Genomic DNA, 25,770 nt, shown 5'->3' with positions numbered 1-25,770 from the left:
TTAGTCCTCCACCTTCATTACTCTGTATTCTCTTTCAGGAATAAATTTTCCTGAAGGTGTAATATAGTTCTTATAGCTGAAGTTTACGTAAACTACATAACCGTTCTCATAAGTTGTCTTAGTTACGTTATCTGAAACATACTCATGATTTTTAATAAGTGAATTCATTACAGGAGACATCTTTGAGTTATATTCTTCATAAACTTCAGAAAGTTTCTCCTTCCATTCATCGAAGTTACTAGCATAGTACTCTGTATAGTTTGTTTCCTGAAGATCACGTTCAGAAGCATTAATAAATGAGAACTGAAGACCAGCACCTGCTTCTGCAGACTCAAGAAGAATCTGATCTTTTTCATAAGCAAGATTAATTGGGGAACCTGCATAATTTACATAACCATGCAATGCAATCTGATAGAATGGAACTATACCATCAATAATTGCATACTGATTTCCATGGAGAGGCATATTTGTTACAAAGTCAGCCTTTGTTACTGCATAGTCATTTCCACCATTAATCATAATTGCAAGCCCCTTCTCTGCTGCTTCATCAAACTTTGCAATCTGATTTGCAGTTTCCTGAGCTCTTGTAAGAGGAGCACGGTCATTGAAATCTGAAGAAAGAAGATTACCGTTATCACGGAATGAAACACCATCAAGCTTCATTTTTGAAGCACTCTTAAGGAACTTTTCAGCCCCCTTAATGCGGTTTTTATTATTCAAAAGATAATAATTATCTCTTTCAGGATCTTTACCGTACCAGATTGGAGTATATTCTGAAAGTTCACAAAGCTCATCACTTACAAAACGTGCAGCATCGCGGTAGCTGAAGAAACCGTCAAAAATATTTGAACGGTAAGCTGTCTGAACTGCACCATCCAGATAAAGCTTTCCCGAAGTTTCTTCAACAGACTTAAGCATCTTCTTGAAATCTGATTTTCCACCAAGAACCTTAATAAAGTTGATTTTATTCATAAACTTCTGACGGATACCACCATTAACAAAACCAGAAAGCTTGTAATTAACATCTTTAATTCCAAGTTCATCAATTTCATTAATAATTTTTCCGGCATCTTTATAGCTTGTAAGCTTATAAGGTCTTACCTTTGGCATTCCGGCAATCTGCTGTTTCTTTTCGATAGCACCAACAATTTCTACAGCAACAGGAACATTCTGTACATTCTGTTTCTTGGCACCTGCAAAAAGTTTGTTTCTGTAAGCCTTTGCCATATCTACATAAGAACCACTGTCTACGAAAGTAAATGACTGCTGAATATATTCTTCCTGAGGAAGCTGAGGCTCGTAAACAAACTGTGCACTCTGGCTTCGTGCTGTTACTTCATACTGTTCACGGTGAAGCATCTTATAATCTGCACGAATATAGTTGTAGCTGCCAAGCTTTCCGGCAATTTCTGCTGTAATACCAGCATATTCAGCACCCTTCTCTATTACAGAAAGAACACTGCTGTCTGGATAGCTGATAGCGAATACAGGATAAGCTGCACGTGTTTCTGTAATTACAGCCTTACGCTCCATAGCATAATCCCATCCGTAGCAGTCAGCATAATAACCATTCTGCTTTGTTTTACCATTATTAAAGTTGATAATGCTACCACCACCTTCTGGAATAAGCATATATCCTTCATCATCAGGACCTGCTGCTCCGAAATATGGTAAAACAGAAAGCTGTGTAATAGGATACTTGAGACGGTAAGAAATCTCATTAAATGGAACATTTACAACAAGATTGTTTCCATCAAGCTTATAAGTGATTGAAACATTGAATGCTGGAACTTCCTTGATATTTGATTCTTTATAAAGCTCTTTGTTCTTAAGATAATCTTCATAAGTGAAGCCCTGTTTTGCAAAAAGTTCTTCCATCTGAACCTTCACATGTGTCTGAACATTTTCAAATACGAGGTAAAGATTCTGATCTTCCATACCAGGATACTTTTCAAGCATATCAGAAAGCTCTGATCCCTTGAAAGAACTTTTATTATATTTGTGGTAAGCACGACCTACAGCACTTGTCTGTGATTTTGTAAGTCCTTCAGTCCATTTATCAAATTCATCCTGATACATAATGAGAGGGAATATATACTCACGGTCCATCTGCCCAACTGTATAGTTTACAGTAATTTCATTTCCTTTCTTAACAATGTTATAGAAGTTTCTCTGAACACTGTTTGTATATGTATCATAAGTATCATCAGAACCATTTTCTGTAGAATACTTTACCAGAAGTGTAGACATCATGTTGTTCTTTTCTTTTACAAGAGCAAGCTTATCTGTCATTGCACCCTGTGGATTTGAATACCATACTTTACCGGTATTTTTCTGAAGTACTGTAAAGGTTGTAGTTTTACCATTCATTTCGAACTTCAGATAATTATTTTCCAGAGTATAAGTATCTGCAATCTTTTCTGCTTCATAATACTCTAAAGGAGGCTGTACTGCATTTCCAACCTGAATAAGGCGTATTACTATATATGTAAGGAAGCCGATTACAGCAAGTGTGAATCCAAAACCAACCCAGAATTTTGCAGTTGGCTTATGAAATTCAAAAGTCTTAGTCTTCATTGGCTTTGGACGGCCAATATATCCTTCAGGATATTTTGATTTTTTAACCTTTGGAGCTTTAGGAGCCTTAGGTTCTTTTACCTTCTTTTCTTTTTCCATTTTTAATACCCCTTACCCATCAGTTCAATCTGAAGATTACTTCTCGTCCAAGAGAAACAAAATATGCAACGCCCTGAGAAATCATACTAAAGAACAGAAGCATAATAAAAATGAATATCAGCATACCAGCTGCTGTGAAAATCACGAACAGAAGTGTCTTCGCAAAACTGTAGGAATGAATCATCATAATTGCCATAAAGATAAGAATTCCGATCCATACAAATGAAAGTGAATTAAATACAGAATAGAATGCACTTTCTTCAACAGTTACAAAATTACTCAAAATGATAATTGGAATCTGAATGAGAACATACGGAGTAAGCGCATAAGCAGTACCCATGTAAATGTCTCCAAGATGTCCCTTACCATCGAACAGGGTTGTTACACCCCAGTTACAGATACAGAAAATTGCCAGAGGAAGAAGAACCTTAGCAAATTCCATAAGAATATTTACTTCTTCCCAGTTTACGTTTGGCTGTACTACAAAGCTTGCAAAGTGTAGCTTCCATACATGAGTAAGAAGTGTGATAATTACAATAAAATTGGCTGCAGAATAAGAACCACGCTTTGCGTGAATCAAATCCCAATAACCATCTGCGGGATGCAAGATAACATACAAAGCATAACGCAGTGTATTCAAAAAGTGAATATAAGTTTCTTTTTTGCCTAATTTACTTAATTTACGTGTTATATAACTCATAGTGAATCAAGCTCCCATTTAATTTTCTTTACGATTTTTGAAACAAAGGCTATGACAATAATTGCAATAAGAACTCCTACCATCCAGCCAATATTTGCTTCAATCCATTCTTTGCGGTAATACTTAAAGGCTTTTGAATAGTCTCTGCGATCACGCTTTGTCTTGAAATAATCCATTGCTTCCTTGTACTTGTTCTGACGAAGACAAGCTTTTCCAAGACCAATGTATGCAAGGTCGTAGTTTCCATTATATTCAAGAACCTTTGACCATGATTCTGCAGAAGCATCGTATTCACCACAGGCAAACTGTTCTGTTGCCTTATAAATAAGCTTACCATAATCTGTAGGTGTAAATACTGTAATAGAAGCATTCTGTCCATCAAGAACAAAAAGATCATAACCGATGTGCTCAACTGAAGTTGGCTGACGGAAGAATCCGTCTACGTTACCACGGCCACCAAAAGCAAACAGAAGGTATCCCTGATTGTCATAAGCAAAGAGACGACCACGGCTTTCATCAACTACGATATAAACTTCATCATCAAGAACTGTAATATCTGTAAACTTAGAAGGATTACTGATACCAGCTGCATTACCCCACTGAACATCACCAATAGGAAGATTTACAGCGTTCTTAACAAGAATATCTTTTCCAAGAGCATTAAGACGACGGATTGGTTTTGCGCTGTCTGACTTAAGATCCCACTCTTCGAAAGTTTTTGTAACGGCATAAATAAAGCCTTCTTTATCTATATAGCAGTTTGAATATTCTACAGGAACAAAGAGAACCATTTTTTCTTTCTGAGCCTGAGTAGAAAGTTTTTTCCAGATCATATCTGTCCAGTTATAAACAACTTCGTTTGCACCAAAGAAGCCCTGGAAAGTACCGTCATATTCATACTTTAAGAAACCTTTGTTGATATTTCTTGCTGAAACATAAACACGGCCCTTAGAATCTGCGACAACCTTTGTAGGAAGGAAGTCTTTTCCCTGCTCGTAAGTCGGATCATCCGGTTCCTTAAGAAGCTGAGTAACATTCAGATTCTGATCAAGGCGGATAACACGGCCGTTTTTAGTATCAGCGATATAGATTGATTCATCTTTTCCAACAAATACATCTTCAGGAAGATTCAAAGTTTCCGGTGTGTCAAATCCATTAGGATTTACATGATCAATTACACGGCGAAGCTCAAGAGTCTTCTGCTTTGTATATTCAAGCTGAATGATACGGCTGTTGTCTGTATCTGCTACATAAAGCATATTTCCGTGTGCGAACAATGAAGACGGCTTTTTCAATCCGATATCAAGGTCCAGATCATCTGCATATACTACGTGCGATACACGATATGCATCCGGAGACTTTTCCATTTTTCCCCAGTAGTCATAAATATATGTATCACCTTTTGCAAAAAGTCCTGCATATAAAGTAAAAAGACCTGCAATCAATAATAGTTTTCGTTTCATCATAGCGCTAGTCCTTAAGTCCTGATGTAGCCATTGTTTCCATAATCTGACTCTGAGAGAAGATAAAGAATACAATCGGTACAGACATTGTAAATACGATTACAGCATTCTGCTGACCTGTACGGGCAATACCACCAAGTGCTACCTGATCCAGAGCATAGCGGAGCATTTTCTTGCTTTCAGTATAGATGTACTGTACCTGAGCGTTGTTCCAAAGGTTCTGGATAGAGAAGATTGAGATTGTAAGCCATGCAGGCTTAACGTTTGGCATTACAAGCTTCCAGAAAATCAAAAGTTCACTTGCACCGTCAATTTTTGCAGCTTCAACAAGAGACATAGGGAAGCCGTCCATGAACTGCTTCATAAGGAAGAGTCCAAGAGAACCACCGATAGCCGGCAGAATCAATGACCAGTATGTATCTACCATGTGAAGCTTACACATAATCAAATAGTTAGGAATACCTGTTACATAACCACTGAACATAAGTGCAACAACAGCAACACGGAAGAAGAGCTGTCCACCTGGGAAACGATACTTAGCAAGTACATATGCAGCCATAGAAGCAAGAACAACATGACCAAGTGTACCTGTAACGGTAATGAAAATTGTGTTCCAGATATAGCGTGAAAGTGGAACCCAACCCTGACTCATTGTAATAAGAAGGTCAGAGAAGTTATCGAAAGTCGGGTTTCTTGGCAATACTGTAGGAGGGTTCTTCAAAACTTCATCAAGAGGTTTAAGAGCATTACAGATTGCAAAGAACAAAGGAAATACCATCATTGCAGAACAAAGTGCAAGGAAGATGTAGATTCCGATATCACCACCAACAGAGCGGTTTGGCTTACGGCGGAATTTATAATGATGAATTGTCTGATCTTTATACATATTTTTAGTACTCATTTTCATCCCCCTCTATTAGTGTCCTACTCTGTTCAAGAGTTTCTGAATAACCTTGTTACAGAGAATCATTGTAAGGAACAATACTGTTGCAATTGCAGATGCATAACCCATTTCGAAACGTGTAAATCCGTAGTCGAAAAGGTGTGTAACAATTGTACGTGCGTAATAGTCTGTTGAAGGATATCCGGCAAGCTGCATAGTTACATCACAAACACCGAATGCAGAAGTAATTGACATTACAGCTCCGAACAGCAGCATAGGCTTCATATTTGGAAGTGTAATGAACCAGAGTTCCTGCCAGCGGTTCTGAATACCATCAATATATCCGGCTTCATACTGTGCCTTATCAATACCTTTAAGACCGGCAACGAACGAAAGGAATCCTGTACCCAGAGACATCCAGAGGATAATCGGAATAATAACCTTCATACCAATCCGAGGATCTGTAAGGAACATAATAGGAGCATTAGTAATTCCCATATTTGCAAGGAATCTGTTAAGCCAACCGTTCTGATCATCATTGAACAATGTCTTGAATACAAAGTATGCATTTCCTGAAATAGAAGGTGCATAGAAGAAGAATACTACCAGTGTACGAATCCATTTTGGAAGCTCATTGATGAGCCATGCAAAAATGAATGCCATGATGTATCCTACAGGACCTGTAATTATAGCAATAAGGAAAGTGTTCTTTACAGCTGTTGTAAATACATCATCCTCAAGGAACAGGTTCAGATAGTTTCTGGCACCAATAAAATCCGGTTTCTCCAGAATATTATAGTTAGTAAAACTAAAATAAATTGAAGTCAGCATAGGAAGTACATAGAATGTAATAAACAAAACTGCATATGGTAAAAGGAATAAATAGCAGACTTTGTTTACACGTATATTACGGCCTAAATCAGAAATTGCGAGCTTTTTCTTAGCTATATATTTATCTAACTTTTCACTCATAATTATCTCCTAACTAGTCCTCTGCAACAGGAAGGTTGAATTCCTGACGCTTACGGGTAAGCTCTTCATTGATCTTACGTGTATAATCAATAAGGGTTTCGCGTGCATCATCCTTTTCGTTGATAACGCGACGTGTACCATTTACGATATGGCGTGGAGTATAGTAGCTTCCAGGAACTTCAGGAACCCCAACTGTTTCCTGCATAGAATCTTCAAGAACTTTAATCTGTTTTGAGTTCCATGAAAGCTGTCTGAGAGCTTCTCTGTTTGCAGTTGCATAGCGGGCAGAAGCACCAAGAAGAGCTTCCATTTCACGACCAAAGCGAACCTGTGTATCAGCAGAAACCCACCATCTCATGAATTCCCATGAATCAGCCATACGGGTTTCATTTCTCATAACCTCGTTCCAGGTCTTTTCATCGATACCAGGAATTACGCCTTCTTCAAATGTCTTTCCGTTATTGTCGCTATAAGCAAGCTCAGGAAGATTTGAAAGGTCAAGGTCATCAAGGTCGATTCCCTTCTTAATCATCATTGTACAAACACCACCGGAAATATTAGAACGATCAATATTTCCCTTTTCATCCTTTGTTCCAGGGAGGTATGTGAAGTCCCAGAGGCCACGGATTTCTGGTGCACCAACTACGATTGTATTGTATGTAGTATAGTTAGCGATACCGATTGCCATATCACCTGTACGGAAGCGGCTCATAAAGTCATAGACAGTAGGAATTCCATAACTATTATAAAGGCCTGTATAAGTTTTGAATGCGGCAACACCAGGTTCGCTGTCAATAACTGACTTATTACCCTCTTTGTTATAAATCTGTCCACCAGCCTGATATACCATCGAATAGAAGGTTGTCATATCTGGAGTAATAATATTTGGATAAGGAACACCGATTGTAATGTTATTACCCTGAAGAGTTGGGAGAATTTCAATAAGTTCTTCCCATGTTTCAGGAACCTTAAGTTTTAACTGTTCAAGAATATCCTTGCGGTAGAACATAAGGTTGAATGTCTGCTGCTCAGGAAGCGCATATATACCACCATTATATTCATAAGGCTTATAAGCACTTGGCATAAACCATGAAAGAACTTCATCACAATCTTTAAAACGGCGAAGGTTTACGTTTGCATTACGCAAAGCATAATCTACAGGATGTGACTGATAAGTTGAAATTACAACATCAGGTCCGTTTCCTGCTACTACGGCATTAAGAAGTGATTCAACCTTAATAAGCTTTACGTTTACATTGATTCCAGAAATTGGAGTAAAGCTGTCATCAATCATGTTCTTAAGAACCTGGCTCTGATCACGACCTGTTACAATCCATACTTCAATAAGATGATCTGATCCCTCTTTGTAAACACTACCAAGAGAAGAAGAATCATAAAAGTATGAGTTTACGAATGAAGTAATTTCATGACCAACGTTCTTAAAGAAGTTTGAGCGGTCTACTTTAATCTTATCATTGATACTCTGGAGCTGGATATAGTCGATATCAAGCTTTGTTTCTGTCATGCTGAGCATAGAAGAAGCCAGAGTTGTTGTATTATCCTTAAAGCTTGCAAAACCTTTTGTAATTCTGTCAGGATGCTTATAGAACTGTTCAAGCTGAACTGCAAGAACCTCGGCAGGAGAAATCTGATTTGATTTTTCACCGGTAATTGCAACAAAGTCGTCAATAAGCTTGTACAAGCGGCGGCTTTCGAGCATCATAGCAGCTACTTCATCCGGATATACCTTCTGAATTTCATAGTCGCGGTTCAAATCTGGATGTTCACCAGTAAGAACAAGAATTGTACGATAAATAAGATTCAATCTGTAAACAGAATCCTGAACCTGCTGAATTACATGTCCAATCTCACCAAGAGTTGCTTCAAGCTTAATTGAATGCTTACCCTTTGAAAGATAGAACTTATATGGTTTCTTTTCTGCATCTGAAAGAGTTGCATACTGCCAGTCAGAATCATATTTGAAGCCTACTGATTTAAGTGCGTCAAAAGGAATTTCATCATCAATATAAACAGAACGACATGCTACATAACCACGCTGGAAGAACTGGCGTGCTTTCAAAGAAATTGTATACCAGCCGTCTTCAGGAACTTCAAGCTCCCATTCAATCCACTGCCCAGGAATCTTCCATGAATCACCACCTGTGTAGTTCAAAATTGTCTGCTTTGTACTGTATGGTTCAGTAATAGCAGAAGAACGGTCATAGCGGGCAAACAAAGATGGATCTGAACGAACTACAGAATCCTCTCCCTGAACCTTAACTGTAATATCTTTTCCTGTATAACTGTCAGGATTTGATTTCTGTTTTGCAAGATACTGCTCGTAGGTTTTATAAACAACAACCGGACAAAGTTTAATACCACTGATTGCCATTGGTTCACTAGTTGCTTCGAGAGTAATTTCATTTTCACCCTTGTTAAAGAATACTTTATAAGGGTCTACTTCATAGCCAAGATCACTCTTGAAATATACAGACTGATAATCAAAGACTTCTACCTGAGTTGGACGGATACTGTTACCACGGTTATCATATTTTACAGGGCCGCCATCCTTCCAAAGTCTGTAAAAAGCAAGGGTATCAGCACCAGTAAATGGCATTTCACCGTTTACATACAGAATACGTTCCATATTTACATTTCGAGAAGGAACGGCAACATATTCCATACTGATATTATAGAAGCCAGCTTCCGGTACATCTACAATCCAAGTTACAGAAGATTCTTCATCTGTAATAACAACATCTTTTCCTTTGTAGTTCTTTTCCACGCGGGTACCAGTTGATTTTTCTTCAACAAAGTTCAGAACATCAACAGAAACTTCATTCTTAGGATTCTTAGCCGAAGAATGCTCTTTCAAATACTCCGAATAAGTTCGTGTAGAAGAAACGACCCCAACATTTGTGGATAAATCATAATTATCATACTTAGCATGATAATCTTTATCAGGAAAAAAGCTCGGGATAGCGAAAATGAGAATAATAACAACAAGTGCTATTAAAACATTTCGCAACGTTTTATTAATTTTTATTCCTACCATAGTATTACTATTTTATCATAAGTTAGCTTTTATACCATAGGAAAAAATTCTTAATGGATATGATAAAAAAAGCCGGCCCTTATTCAGGAACCGGCTTTTAAGTAATAATTTACCTGTTTTTAGTCTTTCTTAAAGTAGCTGTCAAATTCTTCATCAGAATGAAGTTTTTCGTCATTTTTTGACTCAGATTTTTTATGACTTGTTTTTTTTACCTCTTCAGGATCAATATTTGCACTTTTAAGATTTTCAGCATCATCTTCACTGAAATCCTCATCATTATAAGGCATTACAAGACATGCGATGATATAAACAATCAATCCTGCACCCTTGAGCAGACATAAAAGAGCTGCAACAATACGAACGATTGTCGGATCCATATTAAAGTATTCTGCTAATCCTCCGCAGACACCACCAATCATCTTATTTTTTCTTGATTTATACAGTCTTTTCTTTTCCATATTATCTATCTCCTATCAGTTTGTTCTATTTAATTGTAATATTTACAGAACCCATTCCACAATTTACAGAGAAATGATTTGCAAGCTTCTGATTGTTGTAAACCTGGCAGACACCACTCTTCTTTTCACCATTAAAGCGGAAATCTCCCAATCCAACCTTTGCATCGTAAGAATAAGCAGTCGGATCACCTTTAAGTTTCAGCTCCATATTACCCATTCCACAATCAAGATTTACAACTCCTGTTATGGTTCCTGTAAATTCAAGATTACCCATACCGCAACGCATATTAATTTTGCCGCCAAAAATACCATCAAGAACAATGTTTCCTGCCCCCACATCAACAGTTCCAGACTCACAATTCAATGAATTTTTTTTTGAAACAAGTTTTCCTGCTCCAACACCAATTCTGAATTTTCCAACACTCGCATCCTTAGGAATAGTAACAAGTACACGAGGAACAATTCTGCTTCTGCGGTTATGACTCCAGAAGTTCAGATTAAATCGTCGTGTATTACTTACTACCAGAGTACCTTCCTTATTCAAATAACAGTTTATGCATTCTTCAGGAAGTCCGCGGGTTTCAATACAGTATTTATCGCCTTCAATCAGAACAACTTCAGCAGCTCCAAAATCCATAGAAAGATTCTTTACTTCAGATTTCTTAAACTCAAAGTAAAGGGCATCCATACTATATCCGTCTGCACCACTTGTTCTTTCACTATCAGAATCATCATCCGAATCATTATCAGCCTTTGAAGACTTTGTATCCACGAGCGCATTTGCAAACTTCTCAATAATAGTTTTAGCAAGCTCCTCAGGAGTTCCCAGCTCACGCATTACCTTTTCATCATCATCAGCTTCATCAAAATAATCAGAATAATACTGAATAGCCTCAGACTGTTCATCAGAAGAAAGAGACATAATACTGCTCTTTAATTCATTCAAATATTCTTCTCTCGTCATCTATTTTTCCTCTTTTCCAGATGAAACTCCCATAAGAATCTCATCAACACCATTTCTAAAAAGTACCCATTCACTGCGATACTTATCCAGCAGAATCATACCATTAGAAGTTATCTTATAGTATCTTCTGTTCCTTCCCTGAAACTCCATGTCGTAAGTTTCAAGGTAACCGTCCTTCTGGAGTCTTCTGAGCACCGGATAAAGCGTGCTTTCAGAAACATCCATAATTTTACGGACATCCTGCGTTATCTTGTAGCCGTAAGTTCCTTCAAGGCTGACAACCGAAAGTACCACAGCATCAAGCAGGGCGGAGCCCGCTGTAAACACCATCGGAACCTCCTTTGCTTCGTGTAATATTGTTTAGATATCTATATTATATAATATATAATATTATAACACCAAAAGTCAAGAAATTTGTTACTAGCCTACAATCGAAAATCCGTTAAAAAACGAGCCGGCAGGGTCGTTTTAGGATTATCGAAAAAACGGCTCAGAGCGAGATTAATCGAGCGACTTTAAAAAGAAAAAGGCAGACCTCCGAAGAGATCTGCCTAAAATCTTTAATTTAGATATGTAGTTTTATATTACATTCCATATGTACTGATGAAAACACCGGCTGCGATAGCAGTACCGATTACACCTGCTACGTTTGGTCCCATAGCGTGCATCAAAAGGAAGTTTGTAGGATCTTCTGACATACCTACTTTGTTAGCAACGCGGGCTGCCATTGGAACTGCTGATACACCAGCAGAACCGATAAGCGGATTAATCTTCTCTTTAAGGAAGAGGTTCATAATCTTAGCCATGATAAGACCACCCATTGTAGCAATACAGAAAGCAACAAGACCAAGAACGATAATACCAAGTGAGTTAGCGTGCATGATCTTTTCTGGAGTCATCTGTGAACCTACACCAAGAGAAAGAAGAATAGAAACAATGTTCATCAATTCATTCTCTACAGTCTTAGAAAGACGCTGTACAATTCCAACTTCCTTAATGAAGTTACCGAATGCGAGCATACCGATAAGTGGAGCTGCAGGAGGCAGAAGAAGAATTGTTACAACAAGCAGAAGCAATGGGAAGAGAGTCTTTTCTGTCTTAGATACAGGACGGAGCTGACTCATCTTAATCTGGCGTTCTTTTTTAGAAGTAAGAAGCTTCATGATAGGTGGCTGAATCATTGGAACGAGAGCCATGTAAGAGTACGCAGCAACCGCAATAACAGCCATCATTTCTGGAGCAAGCTTACCAGATACGTAGATAGAAGTAGGACCATCAGCACCACCAATAATAGCGATGGCACAAGCCTGCTTCATGTTATAGTCGATTCCAGGAATAAAGTTCATTGCGGCAACACCAAACAAGGTAGCAAATACACCAAGCTGTGCGGCACCACCAAGCAATGCAGTCTTAGGGTTAGCAATGAGCGGACCAAAGTCTGTCATAGCACCAATACCCATAAAGATAAGCATTGGGAAGAACTCGTTTCCAACACCTGCATTGTAAATGATATGAAGCATACCATCAGGACCATCACCCATACCGGCACCAGGAATATTTACGAGAATAGTTCCGAATCCGATTGGAATAAGAAGAAGTGGTTCAAAGCCCTTTACAACTGCAAGATAAACAATAAGGAAGCCGATAGCGAGCATAATAAGTCTCTGCCAGCCCTTAACTGGATGTGAAGCCAAGTCTGCTGCGGCCTGAGCAGCCTGCTCTTCCTTAGCTAACTCCATAGCTTCTTTAGAAGCCTTTTCTTCTGCAAGTTCTGCAGCAGTTGGAGTGTGAATCATTTTATAGATTCCGGTATTTTTTCCTACATTCTTAAAGAATGAAGAAACCGAAATAGGTTTAATATTTTCAGAGCCCTTGATGATTGTAGATGTTGCATAGCTCTTGTTTGCAGATGAAGAGTTCTTAGAAGCTCCACAGCCTGCAAAAGAAAGAACTACAGCAATCAGACATACAATAGCAGTAGCTTTTAATACCTTGAATTTCTCAGTATTTTTGTTCAATTCTGTTTCCATTACTGTACCTCGGCCAAAGTAGCGCCCTGTGCAATCTGGCTGCCAGTTGCTGCGATAAAGTGAATCTTACCAGCGGCACCAGCCTTAATTTCCAATTCCATCTTCATTGATTCAATGATGATTACTGTTGTGTCAGGAGAAACTGAAGCACCTTCGCTAACTGCATAGCGGAGCAATGTTCCGGCTACAGGAGCAGCAACTGGTTTTCCACCAGCAGAAGCTGCAGGAGCAGGAGCTGGCTGTGCAGGAGCGGCAGCATGCTGAGGAGCTGGAGCTACAGGAGCAGCGGCAACAGGTGCACCACCGAGGTTAGCCAAAGTCTGGCCCTGTGCAATCTGAGTGCCTGGCTGTACAACAAAGCTGATCTTTCCGTCAGCAGGAGCCTTAACTTCAAGCTCCATCTTCATAGATTCAATAATGATTACTGTATCACCCTTCTTAACCTGAGCACCCTCAGAAACTGCGTGACGGAGAAGAGTTCCGGCAACAGGAGAAGGAACTGCTGTACCACCAGAAACTGGAGCACTTGCAGCAGGAGCAGCAGCGGCTGCAACTGGAGCGGCACCAGCAGCACCGAATGTAACATTATAAGCTGTACCGTTTACATTTACGCTCATGCTGTCGCCAGCAGGGCCTGTTGTAACATTGTAAGCTGTACCATTAACGTTGATTGTATATGAACCGCCCTTGTTTTCTTTAGCGGCAGCAGCGGGAGCTTCTTTCTTAGCGAATGTGCTTGCTGCATCAACTGGTCCCTTAGCGCGTTCTGCAAAGAACTTAGGAGCAACATTAGGGAACATAGCGTATGTGAGAACGTCTTCATCAGAACCGTCACCACCAGCCTTCTTAGACTCTTCAACCATCTTGTCCCATTCAGGTTCAATAAGATCTGCTGGACGGCATGTAACAACTGCATCCATATGATTCTGTTCAAGAGCCTTCTTAACAAGCTCTGGATCAGCATCTGTTGGGAGTTTACCGAACTTACCAGTAATAAGATTACGGAAGTCCTGAGTCATTACTTTGTAAGGTCCCATAAGAACGTTCATAACAGCCTGTGTACCAACAATCTGAGATGTTGGAGTTACAAGTGGAACGTAACCTGCAGCCTTGTGAACCTTTGGAAGTTCAGCAAGTACAGCGTCCATCTTGTCGCCTGCGTTCTGCTGTTTGAGCTGTGATTCAAGGTTAGAAAGCATTCCGCCAGGGACTTGAGAAAGGAGAATACGTGTATCAGCACCAAGGAATGCAGATTCAAGAGATGAATAGTGTTTGCGAACTTCACGGAAGTAAGCAGCAATCTCAAGAAGAAGCTTTGTATCAAGGCCAGTATCCATGTCTGTACCCTTGAGCATTTCTACTACAGTTTCTGTTGGAGAGTGAGAAGTACCCATAGACATAGAAGAAATTGCTGTATCAAGCCAGTCTGCACCAGCTTCAGCAGCCTTCAAAAGTGTTGCAACAGAAAGACCTGTTGTAGCGTGTGAGTGGATTTCTACTGGAAGATCAACCTTTGCCTTGATTTTCTGAACGAGGTCATAAGCCTCATATGGCTTAAGAAGACCTGACATATCTTTAATACAGATAGAATCTGCACCAAAGTCTGCATAAGTCTTAGCAAGCTCTGCATATTTGTCGTTTGTGTGGAATGGAGTTACGGCATAAGAAATAGCCATCTGAACATCTACGCCAGATTTTTTAGCAGCCTTTGTAGCACATTCCATGTTACGAGGGTCGTTACAAGCATCGAAAATACGGAAACATCCGATACCGTTTTTAGCAGCTGTTTCAACGAACTTCTCTACTACATCATCAGCATAGTGCTTGTAACCAAGAAGGTTCTGAGCACGAAGAAGCATCATGATCTTGTTGTTTGGAAGTGCTGCGTGAAGTTTGCGGAGGCGCTCCCATGGATCTTCGTTCAAGAAGCGGATACAAGAGTCATAAGTTGCTCCACCCCATCCTTCGATATATTTGTAACCAACTTTATCAAGTTTGTCACAGATTGGCAGCATATCTGCTGTTGTCATACGTGTTGCGTGAAGACTCTGATGAGCATCACGAATTGCAAGTTCTGTAATTCCTACTTTAGCCATATATTTATACCCCTATATTTACGAATTCAATGCCTTGTCATGCACGGCAGCTGCTATTGCAGCAATAATAGCACCATCATTTCCAGTATTTACCGGAGCTGAAGCCTTTGGTGTGTCAGCAGGCTGTTCTTTATCGAGTTTAAGTGCATGAATAACACCCTTCAGGATGGTCATACAGATAATCAGGATAATGATAAAGCTGAATACAACACACATACCAAGCAGAGTCAGAAGTCCGCTCTGACCAAGCATTTCAGTAATTGTCATATATTTATCCTCAAAATCCCGGCGTACCGGGTAGTTTTTCAAAAAAAATCGAAACATACGCCCGATTTTAATACGTCAGATTATAATGAAACAAGACTAAAAGTTCAATTCACAGAAAACAATTTCTATGCTAGAATATTACTAAAGATTACAGGTCTGAAAGGCCCATAATCAGAGGTAATAAAATGACAATTGCAAACTGGATTCTTCTTGGCGCTTTAATAATTATAATTGGGCTTCTGATTGTTTCTTATATCATCAAACATGCTATGCTCCAGAAAATCTGTGAATGTTTAATCATTCCATTTTTTGGTGCACTAAATATCTTACTGTTAAGAGATTTTCTGCCAGATTCCCTTCACTTAATTAAGGTAACAATATTTGCACTTTCAATTGCCACCCTCTCAACAGTTTTTCTGGCTTTCGAAAGAATTAAACTTCTGAGAATCTTCGGTCGTATTTTTATTCTTGCGAATGTATTCTGCTGGTGTACATTATATAGAACAGTATTCTTTATTCACAAAGTTCCCTTATGGCTTATAATTCTGATGTGTGCTATTTATCTGACGGGAACTGTCATTGCAATAATCCTTTCAGGAAAGCAGGATGTTCGTTTTTATATTCTTTTTGCATTTGGCTTTGCATTATCATCATACCTGCATTTCTGCAGTCTGATTTTCCTGTGCTATGAGACAACCGGCCACACAATTATGCTGTTTGCAGGTACCTCAATCTTCCTGGCACTCACAGCGTTCCATTTTATAAATCAGGCAAAGTTAAAATTTAAGCACGCCGGAAAAATCAGATACAGCATTCTGGTTATATCTCAAATTCTCATAGCGTGCTCAAATATACTGATGATTAAATAAGTCAATAATTTACGGCTAGTAAATATCATCCCAGCCGTAGAGATTTCCCTTAGAAACCTTACCACTCTTAAGAGCAGCATCAAGTTTAATAAGAGATTCTACCGCGCCAACAGCAAAGCCTTCACGGCTTCTTGCTGTATGTGTAAGCTCGATTGTATCTGCAGTTCCATCAAAGAAAACCTTATGAGTTCCAGGAACATTACCACAGCGGGTTGAACTTACATGAAGCTGATTTGCAGCTGGTCTTTCATGGAAAGCATCAGTTACAATTTCAGTCTTATCTTTATAACCAAGCTGAACACGGCGTGCAATTTCAAGTGCAGTACCACTAGGACTGTCTGCCTTCTGATTGTGATGAAGTTCCCATGTTGCAACATCATAATCTTTATATTCAGCCATAATCTTTGCAGCTTCTTCTACAATTTTATAGAACATATTTACGCCGATAGAAAAGTTTCCGGCAGTCATAACTGTTCCGCCAACCTGCTTTGCATATTCAGCAATTTCTTCATGCTTGTCATTCCAGCCTGTAGTTCCAACAACAAGAGGAAGTCCGAGAGGAAGAAGTGCACGGACATTAGCAAGGACAGCAGTCGGATGAGTAAACTCAATAATTCCCTCTGCCCCGCTTGATTTTACAGCGCGCACAATTGCATCTGTATCTCCAGCAGCAACTTTTACTTTGGCATCATCTGCCATAACATCTATAGTTGTAACAACCTCATGACCAGCACGCTTAGCAGCCTGCTCAATCATATGTCCCATCTTTCCATAACCAACAAGTGCAATCTTCATAAAAAACTCCTTTGTTTGATTTTCGTATAATATCAAAAAAAGATTTTTTAATCATTAGTTTTGTATTTCATAAAGCTCAATATTTGCATCCTGAAAGTTTGAAAAGCACAGATATTTTCCATCAGGACTGATATCAAGACCGGTAGGTTGATTACCACCTTCAAAGGCTGTAACAACGTTCATAGACTGGGTATCTATAATTTGAATCTTTCCATTTTTTGGGCTTCGTTTTGTGTAATCTTCAGGATTATTCGGACCACGAGAAGAAACAAAAAGCCATCTATCCTGATAAAGTTTAATAGTATTTGGATTATTGAACACCTGAGTTTTGCCTGCAATCTTAAAGGTTTTAAGATTTATTTCGTAAATCATTCTATGATACATATCGGAAACATATGCCTTTGTACTGTCCGAATTCAAAACAATATGCCGCATAGCTCCCTTTTCAACTTTCAACACCGAAAGCTGCTTACCTGTTTCAACATCAAACTTTTCTACAAGTCCAGCATCAAAGGAAAGGCTTATAAGACTTTTTCCATCCTCAATAAAATATAGCCCTCGAGGTGCAGCTCCTGTAGAAATTTTTCTGAAGCAACTTCCCGTCTCATAATCAATTATTGAAACATCATTCGAAACCCAGTTAGAAACGGCCAGCAGCTGCTTTTCGTCAGAAAAGGCAATAATCTTTGACCAGTTTCCTCCGGTAGATATAGTTCTTTTATATTCGAAACCAGGATAAGAATATTCGTACAGCTTTGCAGTTGTCATTTGTGAAACCAGAAAAACATTTTTCTGTGGAATAAAAAGACCTTCTGCAAAGCCTAGTTGTAAAGCATCAGGAGGAACTATTCGTTTTACAATCTTCTTTTCCTGAATGCTGAAAACATCAAAACCATTATCATTTAATAACGGCATAATTATGAATTTACTGTCCGGAGAAAACAAAACCTGCTTAGGCTGTTCGCCACATGTATAAACACCGATTTTTGTCAGTTCCGGTGACTGCGCATGCATAAAAACTGCAAGGCATATTGTTAACACCAGGACAGTAAATGCTTTTTTCATAACCGCTTATCAGCTGAAATATGCATTGTGAAGAATCTGAACAGTTTTATCTGCTTCGTCATCATTTACAATCATACTTATATTAACTTTGCTTGCACCCTGAGAAATCATCTGAACATTGATTCCTTCTTCAGCAAGAGCATCAAAGCCGCTTGCAAGGATAGCAGAAGAATGAGCTGCGTCACAAATAATAGTAACGATAGCCTTATCCTTACGAACAGATACCTGACTAGCCTGCTCGAGATCGGAAATAAGACCTGTAAGATCAGCCTTTGTATTTACAGTAAGAGAAACAGAAACTTCAGAAGTAGCAATTACATCAATACTGATATTCCATTTAAGGAAGTTATTGAAGATGTGAGCCAGGAAGCCTGCAGCGCCCAGCATACGTGAAGAAACAATATCAATCAAAGTGATGTGTTTTACAGTTGTAATTGCGCAAACAGGTGGAACTTTTCCAGAATGTTTTTCTACGATAATAGAACCCGGGCTTGTAATATTGTAAGAGTTCTTAACACGAACCGGAGTTCCAGTCTTACGAACAGGAAGCATAGAACGAGGATGAAGAACCTGAGCACCGAACATAGCAAGTTCCTGAGCTTCTTCGTAAGTAACTTCAGGAACAGGCTTAGCCTCTTTTACAACGCGAGGGTCAGTAGTAAGAATACCGTCAACATCCTTCCATGTCTGAACTTCTTCAGCGCGCATAGCAGCACCAATCATTGTTGCTGTAAGATCAGAACCACCACGACCAAGAGTTGTAATATTTCCCTTAACGTCTTTTGCAATAAAACCAGTTACGATTGGAATATGATTGTCTGTGCCGTTTTTGTAATCATTAAGATGAGCCGGAATATTTTCCCAAACCTCATCGAGAAGTTCAGCAGACATATAGTTAGAATCAGAAACAATTCCAATATCCCATGCATCATAGAAGCGGGCTGGAATTCCCTGAGACTCCAAGTAAGCTGCCATCATACGAACAGACATACGCTCGCCAAAGCTAACAAGATAGTCGCGTGAACGTTTACTGATTTCTTTAAGCATTGAAATACCGGTAAGCAGCTGTTTAAGCTCAGTCAAAAGAGCTTCAATAGTTTCAATTTTAATTCCAAGCTCAGCGGCAGTATCCTCATGGAGTTTAGCAACTCCAGCAACATCAACCTCTCCGAGCACAGCCTTATCTGCAGCTTCCAGAAGATGGTCTGTAGTATCGCCCATAGCTGAAAGTACTACAGCAGGTCTCTTATCCTGATAAGCCTTAATAATAGAAGCAACATGCTTGATTCTCTCTGCATTAGCAACAGAAGAACCACCGAATTTCATTACTATCATATTTGTATTCCTTATAATAGATTGATTATAGTGATTTACTTAATTGTGTGGAAGTACATTGAAAAATCTTATTCCATATAAAAAAGGCCTTCCCCGAAGGGAAGACCTTTTAATCAATAGTAAATCTTATACCTTATTAGAAGAACTTAAACTCAAGTCCAAGTCCACCGTAGAGGGTTCTGCGGGCAAAAGAATAAGTAGGATAAGAAGCTCCTCCTACCTGATATCCATTTACTTCAATTGGAACATCTTTCTTTTTAAAGTCACAAACAAAACGTCCAGAAAGAACAAGGCCAAGATGATCTGTAAAATAAAATTTAAAATCAGCTCCAGTTATAAGACCTACTGTAAAATCCTGTTTCTTTGCATTTGTAATATCACCCAAAGAAGCTAAAGGAATTTCAAAATTTGGACCTACACCAAAACCAACTGTAAATTTCCACAAATCAAGATTCAGCCATGCCATTGGAGAAAGATCCAGAATATGCATATTATACTGAACATTCTGGGTACCATCTTTTGCAAATGTAATCGAACTTCTTACATAATTTGCTTCTGCCTGAATTCCAAGACCTCCAAACAATGCAAAGTTAGCATAAGCTCCAAAACCAAAGTCGAAAGTCTTATCTTCTTTTGCAGCATTGTAATTATCAGCAAAAGAACCACCATCAAAGTTTCTACCAAGAATACCACGTGCTCCAACTTCAAAATCAAGAGCAAAAGTAGCACTTAGCATTAAAACAGCTGTAAAAGCCATAGCAATAATCTTCTTCATTTTAATACATCTCCTCTTTAAGTAGATTCATAATATTATAACAAAAGAGTAACGTATTTTTGTTACTATTGCAAATCACTTTATTTTCACGAGCCGGTACCATCATATTTTCTAGCCCCTAAAAGCCAGAATCTGTAACTAAGATAAAAGAACAGAAGGCCTATGAGTGGTGAAAGCCACGAAAGCAGCGGAATATTATCAGGACGCAGAATTACCAGTGAAGGATAATACGCAATAAACGCAATCGGAATCACAAAAGTAAAGATAATTCTGAAAACTGTATTAAAAATACTTGCCGGATATTTTGCAAAATCCTTAAAGCGGAACATGATTACCATAATATATCCCGAATTCTGAATCCAGAAACAGGTAGCAGCTGCAAAATTCATAATTGCTATCATAAAAAGTGATGCTGCTATCAAAAAAAGCAGAGTCTGTGCAAGAATCACAAAGGTCACAGGTATTCCCAAATGACTCCAGGCAAAGGCTAAAGTTCCCACACCGAAACAAAGCTGTCCCAGTCCCTTAACATCAAAAACTTCAGAAATATAATAGAAGAATATGTTGATTGGGCGGAAACAGTACTTTATAAAATCTCCGGTTTTTACTGCATAACGAAGATTCCAGTTATTGTCAAAAAAGCACTGAACTGGGGTCAAAGCTATCAGCGAAAAGCCATACAGAAAAAGCATTTCGTACATTATCCAGCCATTGATTGACGGAAAGTTTCTGAACAAAATTCCAAAAGTCACAAAACCAACAAGATTCGAAACTATCATTCCTATATTCGAAATAATGAAATCTGCACGATAACTCATCTTACTTTTCAAATCCTGTACAAGAATCTTTCTATATATATCAAGATAAAAGCGAAGTCCCCTTCTCTTAGTTGCAACTGTATTACTCATTTTCTAGCCTCCGTTTACAGTAATCTTTTTAAGCGAAACACTCCAGAAAGCACAGCCTATAGCTGTAAGGGCCAGGCACCAGGCAAGCTGAAGAACAAGTGAAAATAACAGACCGTTTCCAATTGTATAACCGTTTTTTTGCAGCAGGACATTCAATGGAGTATCATAAATACAGCGGAACGGCAGATACTGAACAATCTTTCGAAGCGACTCTGGAAAGAAAGCAAGAGGAATTGAAGCTCCAGACAAAAGAAGCACAATACATTCCTTTACCATATTCAAACCCCAGGTAGATTCTGTATACAGACAGATTGTCGCGCAGATCATATCTATACTGAAATTGATTACCAGAGCCATCACGACTGAAAGCACAAAGAAAAGCAGATTAAAACTGAGAGCAATACTGCCATGAGTAAGTATATTTATGATGATAAATGTGGGCAAAAAAGTCAGAAAGAAAGACATGATATTCTCTCCGATGTATGACCAGAAACTATAATTACGAAAGGACATTGGCTTAAGCAGTTTCAGAACGATTGAGCCCGACTGAATTTCACGGCTCATATCCCAGACAAGGAATACCTCCAGAAAATTGAACAGAGCTGTTGCAAGGACAAGGTAAACCAGAGTGTCGTTCAGAGTCATGCCGTTTACAACATCACTTCCAGAACTGGCATAAATTGCCTTCCAGAGAAAATAAATCAGAACCAGATAAATCAGATTTCCGAAAAGTGTTACAAAAGTTCCAAGGCGGTAATGGAGTTTTTCCATCATGCCAAGGCGGGTTAATGCTAAGTATTTTTTTAGATTCATATAACATCTCCGTAATAAATTAATAGTCGGCAAGCATAGCTTGCCTCTGAGCCATTATTTCGATAATCCTAAAACGCCCCTTTTCAGGCTCGTTTTTTAACGGATTTTCGATTTGAAGCATCGTAGATTTTCTTAATAACCTCTTCAGTACTAATATCCTCTACGCTGATATCCTTAATGCTGCCCATTCTCTGATATTCTGAAATTACAGACATAACATCAGTTTGACATTCATCAACAATAATTTCCTTCCAGCCTGTATCCGCAAGATTCAGACGCAGCGTTCTGTATGAGCCGAAATAATGCTTCAAGTGTTCAATGTCGTTATCGTAAATCATGCATCCGTGATCAATGATTACAATTCTCTGACACAGCGCATCAACATCCCCCATATCATGTGTTGTAAGAATTACCGTTGTATTCTTTTCCTTGTTCAGCCCTTTAATGAGCTCACGGATTTTTGCCTTCATCGAAACGTCCAGACCAATTGTAGGTTCATCAAGGAATACGATTTTCGGATTATGCAAAAAGGCCGCAAGAATATCACTCAAAGTTCGCTGACCAAGAGACATCTGGCGAACAGGCTTGTGCAGAAGAGTTTCAATATCAGCAAGCTCGCGGTACAGTTCAAGCATTCTGTTATAATCTGCTGTATCAATCATATAGATATCCTTAAGCAGTTTGAAGGATTCAATAAGTGGCAGTGACCACCAGAGCTGACTTCTCTGACCAAATACAACACCGATATTCTCTGCATTGCGGCTGCGGTCTTTATATGGAATTGTTTGATTTACAAGAATCTCTCCACGGGTGGGCTCCAGAACGCCGGTCATCATTTTGATTGTAGTGGATTTTCCAGCCCCATTAGGACCAAGATAGCCTACAATTTCACCAGGCCTGATATTGATGGAAATATTATCAACCGCAGTAATAGTTTTGTAGTCGCGGGAAAATAAATCTTTAATACTTCCCTTCAACCCCTCATGCCGATTCAGAACCTTAAACTCCTTAGTCACGTTGTTCATTCTGATTGCAAATTCTTCTTCAGCCATAAAGCCCTCCATAACAGGGAATCTGAAACAGAAGGTGTCCATAATTCCATTCCAGATTCCCTTGCTTTTACAAGATAGTTGAATTATACTATTGTAAATAAATGTAATATAATTATTATTTTTACATATTTTTATAACTATATTACACTTTAAATGTAATTTTGTTATTATTTTAGGAAAGTTTTATGGCAGCACAAAAACCAAAGAGTGGAATCATCATGAAGCGCAACGATGGTTCTGAAGTTGTAAATTATAATATAGATTCTTTTCCAACCTACATTCATGACGGTTATGTTTATCCAGGCTGTACCTGGGAGCGGGTTCCTCATTATCATGATGATGTTGAATTCGTTTCTGTTTATTCCGGCTCCATGGAATATTCTGTAGACGGAGTAAATATTCGTCTTAAAAAAGGTGATACACTTTTTGTAAATGCAAACGCCATCCACTACTCTATTGCTACAGAAAACCGAGTTACAAGATATTACCTTGCCATTATGAATCCACGGATTATCTGTTCATCTTATGCGGTTGAAACAAAAGCCATAAAGCCAATAATTTCAGATCGTTCCGTTCCTTTCATACATTTTAAAGCTGATGATTTTGATGGTCCTGAAATTCAACAGCTTCTCAAAAATCTCTGTAAGGAAGAAGAAAACAAAAGTGAGTTTATGATTACTAAGGGATTTTTCGAGCTCTGGGAAATAATCATGCACCGTTTTACAGATGCTTATCGTCTGCACGTAGGTCGAATAGAAGATGCTGATTCTCACAATGCAAAATTAAAAGGAATGATGATTTATATTGATGAGCATTTTAACGAACAGATTAACCTAAAAGATATTGCACAGGCTGGCTGCGTAAGTCAGACTTTATGTAATCAGATTTTCAATAAACTTACAGATAAATCTCCAATTGAATACCTAATGCATTACAGAAGCCGAAAGGTTGCAGATTTATTACAGGCTGGTGACATGAGTATGGCAGAAATTGCTGAAATCACAGGCTTTACAGGAGCCAGCTATATGGCAGAAACCTTCAAGAAGTTTTATAAGATGTCACCCAGAGATTTCAGGAAATCTTCCCGTCTCGGAACATCCTCATCATCTCGTTTGTCAGACTATAATTCGAAGGCTGAAGCTCAATCTCACTGCGACTAACCCACTCAGCATATTTGAGTTCACCCTCATCCATTTTGATTTTATCATCGCCATCAACCTCACAGAAAAATCCTGCAAGAATGTCCTGTGCAAGTGCCCATGGCTGTGACTTATAATAGCGGATATTTTTTACTTTAAGACCAACCTCTTCCATGACCTCGCGCTCAACAGTCTGCTCCAGAGTTTCTCCGAACTCAGTAAAGCCAGCAACAAGAGCTGAATGCGCATAGCCTCTACGATACTTAGTAATCAGGATTTTATCTCCATTTATGATTCCAATAATTACAGCGGGGTTAATCCGTGGATAGATTTTTGTCTGACATTCTGGACAGAAGAGAGCACGTTCTACTGTATCCAGCTTCAGTTCATGTCCACAGCGTCCGCAAAATTTGTTATCATCATACCACTTCCAGATATGATAAGCCGAGAAAACAGCAAAGAGTTCAACATTAGAAGCAAGCGGCATATCCCTTAACTGTCGAGGTGTTAACAAAGTATAATTTGGAAGATTAGCAAATGGAACAATTTCATCTTTAATAAGGAAATATTTTTTATTATCAATTGAAAAAAGATAAGTGGCAGCAAGCTTTGGATAAGAAAAATCCTTAAAAGTTGGTAATATCAGCCTTTGTTCTTTCGAATCATAACAGACATAAACCTTATCATCCCAAAAATCAAATACAATATCATCATCACTAACTGAAATATTTTCAAAATGATTATCAAAAACAGAAGGTGCAATATCTTGAATCATGAAATAAAATCCCCTTTTTTACAATTATAAAAAAACTGAATAGAAATGGGAAGTCATAAAAATATCTATTGTACAAGGCAGTGAGAGGATCGAACTTGCCTATAATCGGAAATCCGTTAAAAAAAATTGCGAAAGCAATTTTTTAGGATTCTCCAATAAATGGCGCGAGTGAGCGGAGCGAACGAGATCTGCAGAATGTCGGGAGTTCGATCCGGGACAAACCAAATGAAGTCATAGCAAAAAAAAGAGACACTTCAAAACGAAGTGTCTCTAGATGGGCAGTGAGAGGATCGAACTCCGACACCCTTTAATCGGAAATCCGTTAAAAAAAATTGTGCGTCAGCGCAATTTTTTAGGATTATCCGATATATGGGTAGTAGCGAACGGCAGTGAGCGACTTCTGACAGAATGTCGGGAGAAATGAGATCCGGAATAAAAAAAAAGAGTGATAAGACAAAAAAAAGACACTCTAAAATAGAGTGTCTCATAGTGGGCAGTGAGAGGATCGAACTCCCGACATTCTGGGTGTAAACCAGACGCTCGTACCAGCTGAGCTAACTGCCCGAAAAAAAAACTGGCGACTTTCTACTTTCCCGGAACGAATCCAGTATCATCGACGTAAGAGAGCTTGACTTCCGTGTTCGGAATGGGAACGGGTATTACCTCTCCACTATGGTCAC

22 protein-coding genes, 1 tRNA gene and 1 rRNA gene are annotated in these 25,770 nt (G+C 38.8%); 2 read left to right on the top strand and 22 right to left on the bottom strand.

All coding sequences use genetic code 11. The features are described 5' to 3' along the window. The 12 genes from BMY21_RS00120 to BMY21_RS00065 form a co-directional block, all read right to left on the bottom strand. Positions 1 to 2,676: a DUF5696 domain-containing protein gene (locus tag BMY21_RS00120; protein WP_074639820.1), complete on the bottom strand. Its 2,676-nt coding sequence runs from the start codon at positions 2,674 to 2,676 to the stop codon at positions 1 to 3. A 19-nt stretch (positions 2,677 to 2,695) separates the two neighbouring features. After that, complete coding sequence (locus BMY21_RS00115; protein WP_074639819.1) at positions 2,696 to 3,376, bottom strand: YIP1 family protein; 681 nt, start codon at positions 3,374 to 3,376, stop codon at positions 2,696 to 2,698. Next, the gene (locus BMY21_RS00110) at positions 3,373 to 4,842 is read right to left on the bottom strand and encodes an NHL repeat-containing protein (RefSeq protein ID WP_074639818.1); all 1,470 of its coding nucleotides are present in this window, start codon (positions 4,840 to 4,842) and stop codon (positions 3,373 to 3,375) included. The genes BMY21_RS00115 and BMY21_RS00110 overlap by 4 nt, the downstream gene beginning before the upstream one ends. A 4-nt stretch (positions 4,843 to 4,846) precedes the next feature. Beyond that, complete coding sequence (locus tag BMY21_RS00105) at positions 4,847 to 5,740, bottom strand: carbohydrate ABC transporter permease (protein WP_218141016.1); 894 nt, start codon at positions 5,738 to 5,740, stop codon at positions 4,847 to 4,849. Between the two features lie 15 nt (positions 5,741 to 5,755). Next, positions 5,756 to 6,694 carry a carbohydrate ABC transporter permease gene (locus BMY21_RS00100; RefSeq protein ID WP_074639816.1) on the bottom strand — a complete coding sequence of 313 codons (939 nt, stop codon included), beginning with the start codon at positions 6,692 to 6,694 and terminating at the stop codon, positions 5,756 to 5,758. Between the two features lie 13 nt (positions 6,695 to 6,707). Then, on the bottom strand, positions 6,708 to 9,749 hold the full coding sequence (locus tag BMY21_RS00095) for an extracellular solute-binding protein (RefSeq protein ID WP_218141015.1): 3,042 nt from the start codon (positions 9,747 to 9,749) through the stop codon (positions 6,708 to 6,710). A gap of 119 nt (positions 9,750 to 9,868) precedes the next feature. Beyond that, positions 9,869 to 10,207, bottom strand: coding sequence for a PspC domain-containing protein (locus BMY21_RS00090; RefSeq protein WP_074639815.1), 339 nt, complete (start codon positions 10,205 to 10,207; stop codon positions 9,869 to 9,871). A 25-nt stretch (positions 10,208 to 10,232) separates the two neighbouring features. Beyond that, on the bottom strand, positions 10,233 to 11,171 hold the full coding sequence (locus tag BMY21_RS00085; protein WP_074639814.1) for a DUF1700 domain-containing protein: 939 nt from the start codon (positions 11,169 to 11,171) through the stop codon (positions 10,233 to 10,235). Then, positions 11,172 to 11,501, bottom strand: a complete 330-nt coding sequence (locus BMY21_RS00080; protein ID WP_074639813.1) for a PadR family transcriptional regulator — start codon at positions 11,499 to 11,501, stop codon at positions 11,172 to 11,174. 254 nt (positions 11,502 to 11,755) lie between these two features. Then, entirely contained in the window at positions 11,756 to 13,201 is a 1,446-nt protein-coding gene (locus BMY21_RS00075) for a sodium ion-translocating decarboxylase subunit beta (RefSeq protein ID WP_074639812.1), read from the bottom strand. Further along, complete coding sequence (gene oadA, locus BMY21_RS00070) at positions 13,201 to 15,297, bottom strand: sodium-extruding oxaloacetate decarboxylase subunit alpha (protein ID WP_074639811.1); 2,097 nt, start codon at positions 15,295 to 15,297, stop codon at positions 13,201 to 13,203. The genes BMY21_RS00075 and oadA overlap by 1 nt, the downstream gene beginning before the upstream one ends. Positions 15,298 to 15,315: 18 nt before the next feature. Further along, positions 15,316 to 15,621, bottom strand: coding sequence for an OadG family protein (locus BMY21_RS00065; protein ID WP_369665162.1), 306 nt, complete (start codon positions 15,619 to 15,621; stop codon positions 15,316 to 15,318). 128 nt (positions 15,622 to 15,749) lie between these two features. Between BMY21_RS00065 and BMY21_RS00060 the strand changes: the two genes are divergently transcribed. Then, entirely contained in the window at positions 15,750 to 16,433 is a 684-nt protein-coding gene (locus BMY21_RS00060; RefSeq protein WP_074639809.1) for a hypothetical protein, read from the top strand. Positions 16,434 to 16,448: 15 nt separating this feature from the next. Here BMY21_RS00060 and dapB read toward each other — a convergent pair whose 3' ends face one another. From dapB to BMY21_RS00025, 7 genes are all read right to left on the bottom strand, one after another. Beyond that, positions 16,449 to 17,228: a 4-hydroxy-tetrahydrodipicolinate reductase gene (gene dapB, locus BMY21_RS00055; RefSeq protein ID WP_074639808.1), complete on the bottom strand. Its 780-nt coding sequence runs from the start codon at positions 17,226 to 17,228 to the stop codon at positions 16,449 to 16,451. 54 nt (positions 17,229 to 17,282) lie between these two features. Beyond that, positions 17,283 to 18,293 carry a YncE family protein gene (locus tag BMY21_RS00050; RefSeq protein WP_074639807.1) on the bottom strand — a complete coding sequence of 337 codons (1,011 nt, stop codon included), beginning with the start codon at positions 18,291 to 18,293 and terminating at the stop codon, positions 17,283 to 17,285. Between the two features lie 9 nt (positions 18,294 to 18,302). After that, positions 18,303 to 19,628: an aspartate kinase gene (locus tag BMY21_RS00045; RefSeq protein ID WP_074639806.1), complete on the bottom strand. Its 1,326-nt coding sequence runs from the start codon at positions 19,626 to 19,628 to the stop codon at positions 18,303 to 18,305. A gap of 136 nt (positions 19,629 to 19,764) precedes the next feature. Beyond that, positions 19,765 to 20,403, bottom strand: a complete 639-nt coding sequence (locus BMY21_RS00040) for a hypothetical protein (protein ID WP_074639805.1) — start codon at positions 20,401 to 20,403, stop codon at positions 19,765 to 19,767. Between the two features lie 86 nt (positions 20,404 to 20,489). Beyond that, positions 20,490 to 21,311, bottom strand: coding sequence for an ABC transporter permease (locus tag BMY21_RS00035; protein ID WP_074639804.1), 822 nt, complete (start codon positions 21,309 to 21,311; stop codon positions 20,490 to 20,492). 3 nt (positions 21,312 to 21,314) lie between these two features. Then, complete coding sequence (locus tag BMY21_RS00030; RefSeq protein ID WP_074639803.1) at positions 21,315 to 22,124, bottom strand: ABC transporter permease; 810 nt, start codon at positions 22,122 to 22,124, stop codon at positions 21,315 to 21,317. Positions 22,125 to 22,207: 83 nt separating this feature from the next. Further along, a complete protein-coding gene (locus BMY21_RS00025; RefSeq protein WP_074639802.1) occupies positions 22,208 to 23,176 on the bottom strand; it encodes an ABC transporter ATP-binding protein in 969 nt (322 codons plus the stop codon). 185 nt (positions 23,177 to 23,361) lie between these two features. On the opposite strand from BMY21_RS00025, the gene BMY21_RS00020 reads away from it, so the two are divergent. After that, positions 23,362 to 24,336 carry an AraC family transcriptional regulator gene (locus BMY21_RS00020; RefSeq protein WP_074639801.1) on the top strand — a complete coding sequence of 325 codons (975 nt, stop codon included), beginning with the start codon at positions 23,362 to 23,364 and terminating at the stop codon, positions 24,334 to 24,336. On the opposite strand, the gene nudC is transcribed toward BMY21_RS00020, so the two are convergent. The 3 genes from nudC to rrf form a co-directional block, all read right to left on the bottom strand. Continuing rightward, positions 24,248 to 25,090, bottom strand: coding sequence for an NAD(+) diphosphatase (gene nudC, locus BMY21_RS00015; RefSeq protein ID WP_074639800.1), 843 nt, complete (start codon positions 25,088 to 25,090; stop codon positions 24,248 to 24,250). The genes BMY21_RS00020 and nudC overlap by 89 nt on opposite strands. 490 nt (positions 25,091 to 25,580) lie before the next feature. Next, positions 25,581 to 25,654 (bottom strand) — tRNA-Val (locus BMY21_RS00010). An 8-nt stretch (positions 25,655 to 25,662) separates the two neighbouring features. Continuing rightward, a 5S ribosomal RNA gene (gene rrf / locus BMY21_RS00005) occupies positions 25,663 to 25,770 on the bottom strand; the annotation flags it as partial.

Origin of the sequence: Treponema bryantii (genome assembly GCF_900111035.1) — a bacterium.
In the GTDB taxonomy this organism is placed as follows: domain Bacteria; phylum Spirochaetota; class Spirochaetia; order Treponematales; family Treponemataceae; genus Treponema_D; species Treponema_D bryantii_C.
The sequence above is the reverse complement of the archived record's forward strand: the minus strand, read 5'-3'. Positions and strand labels throughout refer to the sequence as shown.

Bases quoted from the DNA above. Each gene is read 5' to 3' on its own strand.
- BMY21_RS00120 (WP_074639820.1), bottom strand. From the start codon at position 2,676: ATGGAAAAAGAAAAGAAGGTAAAAGAACCTAAGGCTCCTAAAGCTCCA.
- BMY21_RS00115 (WP_074639819.1), bottom strand. From the start codon at position 3,376: ATGAGTTATATAACACGTAAATTAAGTAAATTAGGCAAAAAAGAAACT.
- BMY21_RS00110 (WP_074639818.1), bottom strand. From the start codon at position 4,842: ATGATGAAACGAAAACTATTATTGATTGCAGGTCTTTTTACTTTATAT.
- BMY21_RS00105 (WP_218141016.1), bottom strand. From the start codon at position 5,740: ATGAGTACTAAAAATATGTATAAAGATCAGACAATTCATCATTATAAA.
- BMY21_RS00100 (WP_074639816.1), bottom strand. From the start codon at position 6,694: ATGAGTGAAAAGTTAGATAAATATATAGCTAAGAAAAAGCTCGCAATT.
- BMY21_RS00095 (WP_218141015.1), bottom strand. From the start codon at position 9,749: ATGGTAGGAATAAAAATTAATAAAACGTTGCGAAATGTTTTAATAGCA.
- BMY21_RS00090 (WP_074639815.1), bottom strand. From the start codon at position 10,207: ATGGAAAAGAAAAGACTGTATAAATCAAGAAAAAATAAGATGATTGGT.
- BMY21_RS00085 (WP_074639814.1), bottom strand. From the start codon at position 11,171: ATGACGAGAGAAGAATATTTGAATGAATTAAAGAGCAGTATTATGTCT.
- BMY21_RS00080 (WP_074639813.1), bottom strand. From the start codon at position 11,501: ATGGTGTTTACAGCGGGCTCCGCCCTGCTTGATGCTGTGGTACTTTCG.
- BMY21_RS00075 (WP_074639812.1), bottom strand. From the start codon at position 13,201: ATGGAAACAGAATTGAACAAAAATACTGAGAAATTCAAGGTATTAAAA.
- oadA (WP_074639811.1), bottom strand. From the start codon at position 15,297: ATGGCTAAAGTAGGAATTACAGAACTTGCAATTCGTGATGCTCATCAG.
- BMY21_RS00065 (WP_369665162.1), bottom strand. From the start codon at position 15,621: ATGTTTCGATTTTTTTTGAAAAACTACCCGGTACGCCGGGATTTTGAG.
- BMY21_RS00060 (WP_074639809.1), top strand. From the start codon at position 15,750: ATGACAATTGCAAACTGGATTCTTCTTGGCGCTTTAATAATTATAATT.
- dapB (WP_074639808.1), bottom strand. From the start codon at position 17,228: ATGAAGATTGCACTTGTTGGTTATGGAAAGATGGGACATATGATTGAG.
- BMY21_RS00050 (WP_074639807.1), bottom strand. From the start codon at position 18,293: ATGAAAAAAGCATTTACTGTCCTGGTGTTAACAATATGCCTTGCAGTT.
- BMY21_RS00045 (WP_074639806.1), bottom strand. From the start codon at position 19,628: ATGATAGTAATGAAATTCGGTGGTTCTTCTGTTGCTAATGCAGAGAGA.
- BMY21_RS00040 (WP_074639805.1), bottom strand. From the start codon at position 20,403: ATGAAGAAGATTATTGCTATGGCTTTTACAGCTGTTTTAATGCTAAGT.
- BMY21_RS00035 (WP_074639804.1), bottom strand. From the start codon at position 21,311: ATGAGTAATACAGTTGCAACTAAGAGAAGGGGACTTCGCTTTTATCTT.
- BMY21_RS00030 (WP_074639803.1), bottom strand. From the start codon at position 22,124: ATGAATCTAAAAAAATACTTAGCATTAACCCGCCTTGGCATGATGGAA.
- BMY21_RS00025 (WP_074639802.1), bottom strand. From the start codon at position 23,176: ATGGCTGAAGAAGAATTTGCAATCAGAATGAACAACGTGACTAAGGAG.
- BMY21_RS00020 (WP_074639801.1), top strand. From the start codon at position 23,362: ATGGCAGCACAAAAACCAAAGAGTGGAATCATCATGAAGCGCAACGAT.
- nudC (WP_074639800.1), bottom strand. From the start codon at position 25,090: ATGATTCAAGATATTGCACCTTCTGTTTTTGATAATCATTTTGAAAAT.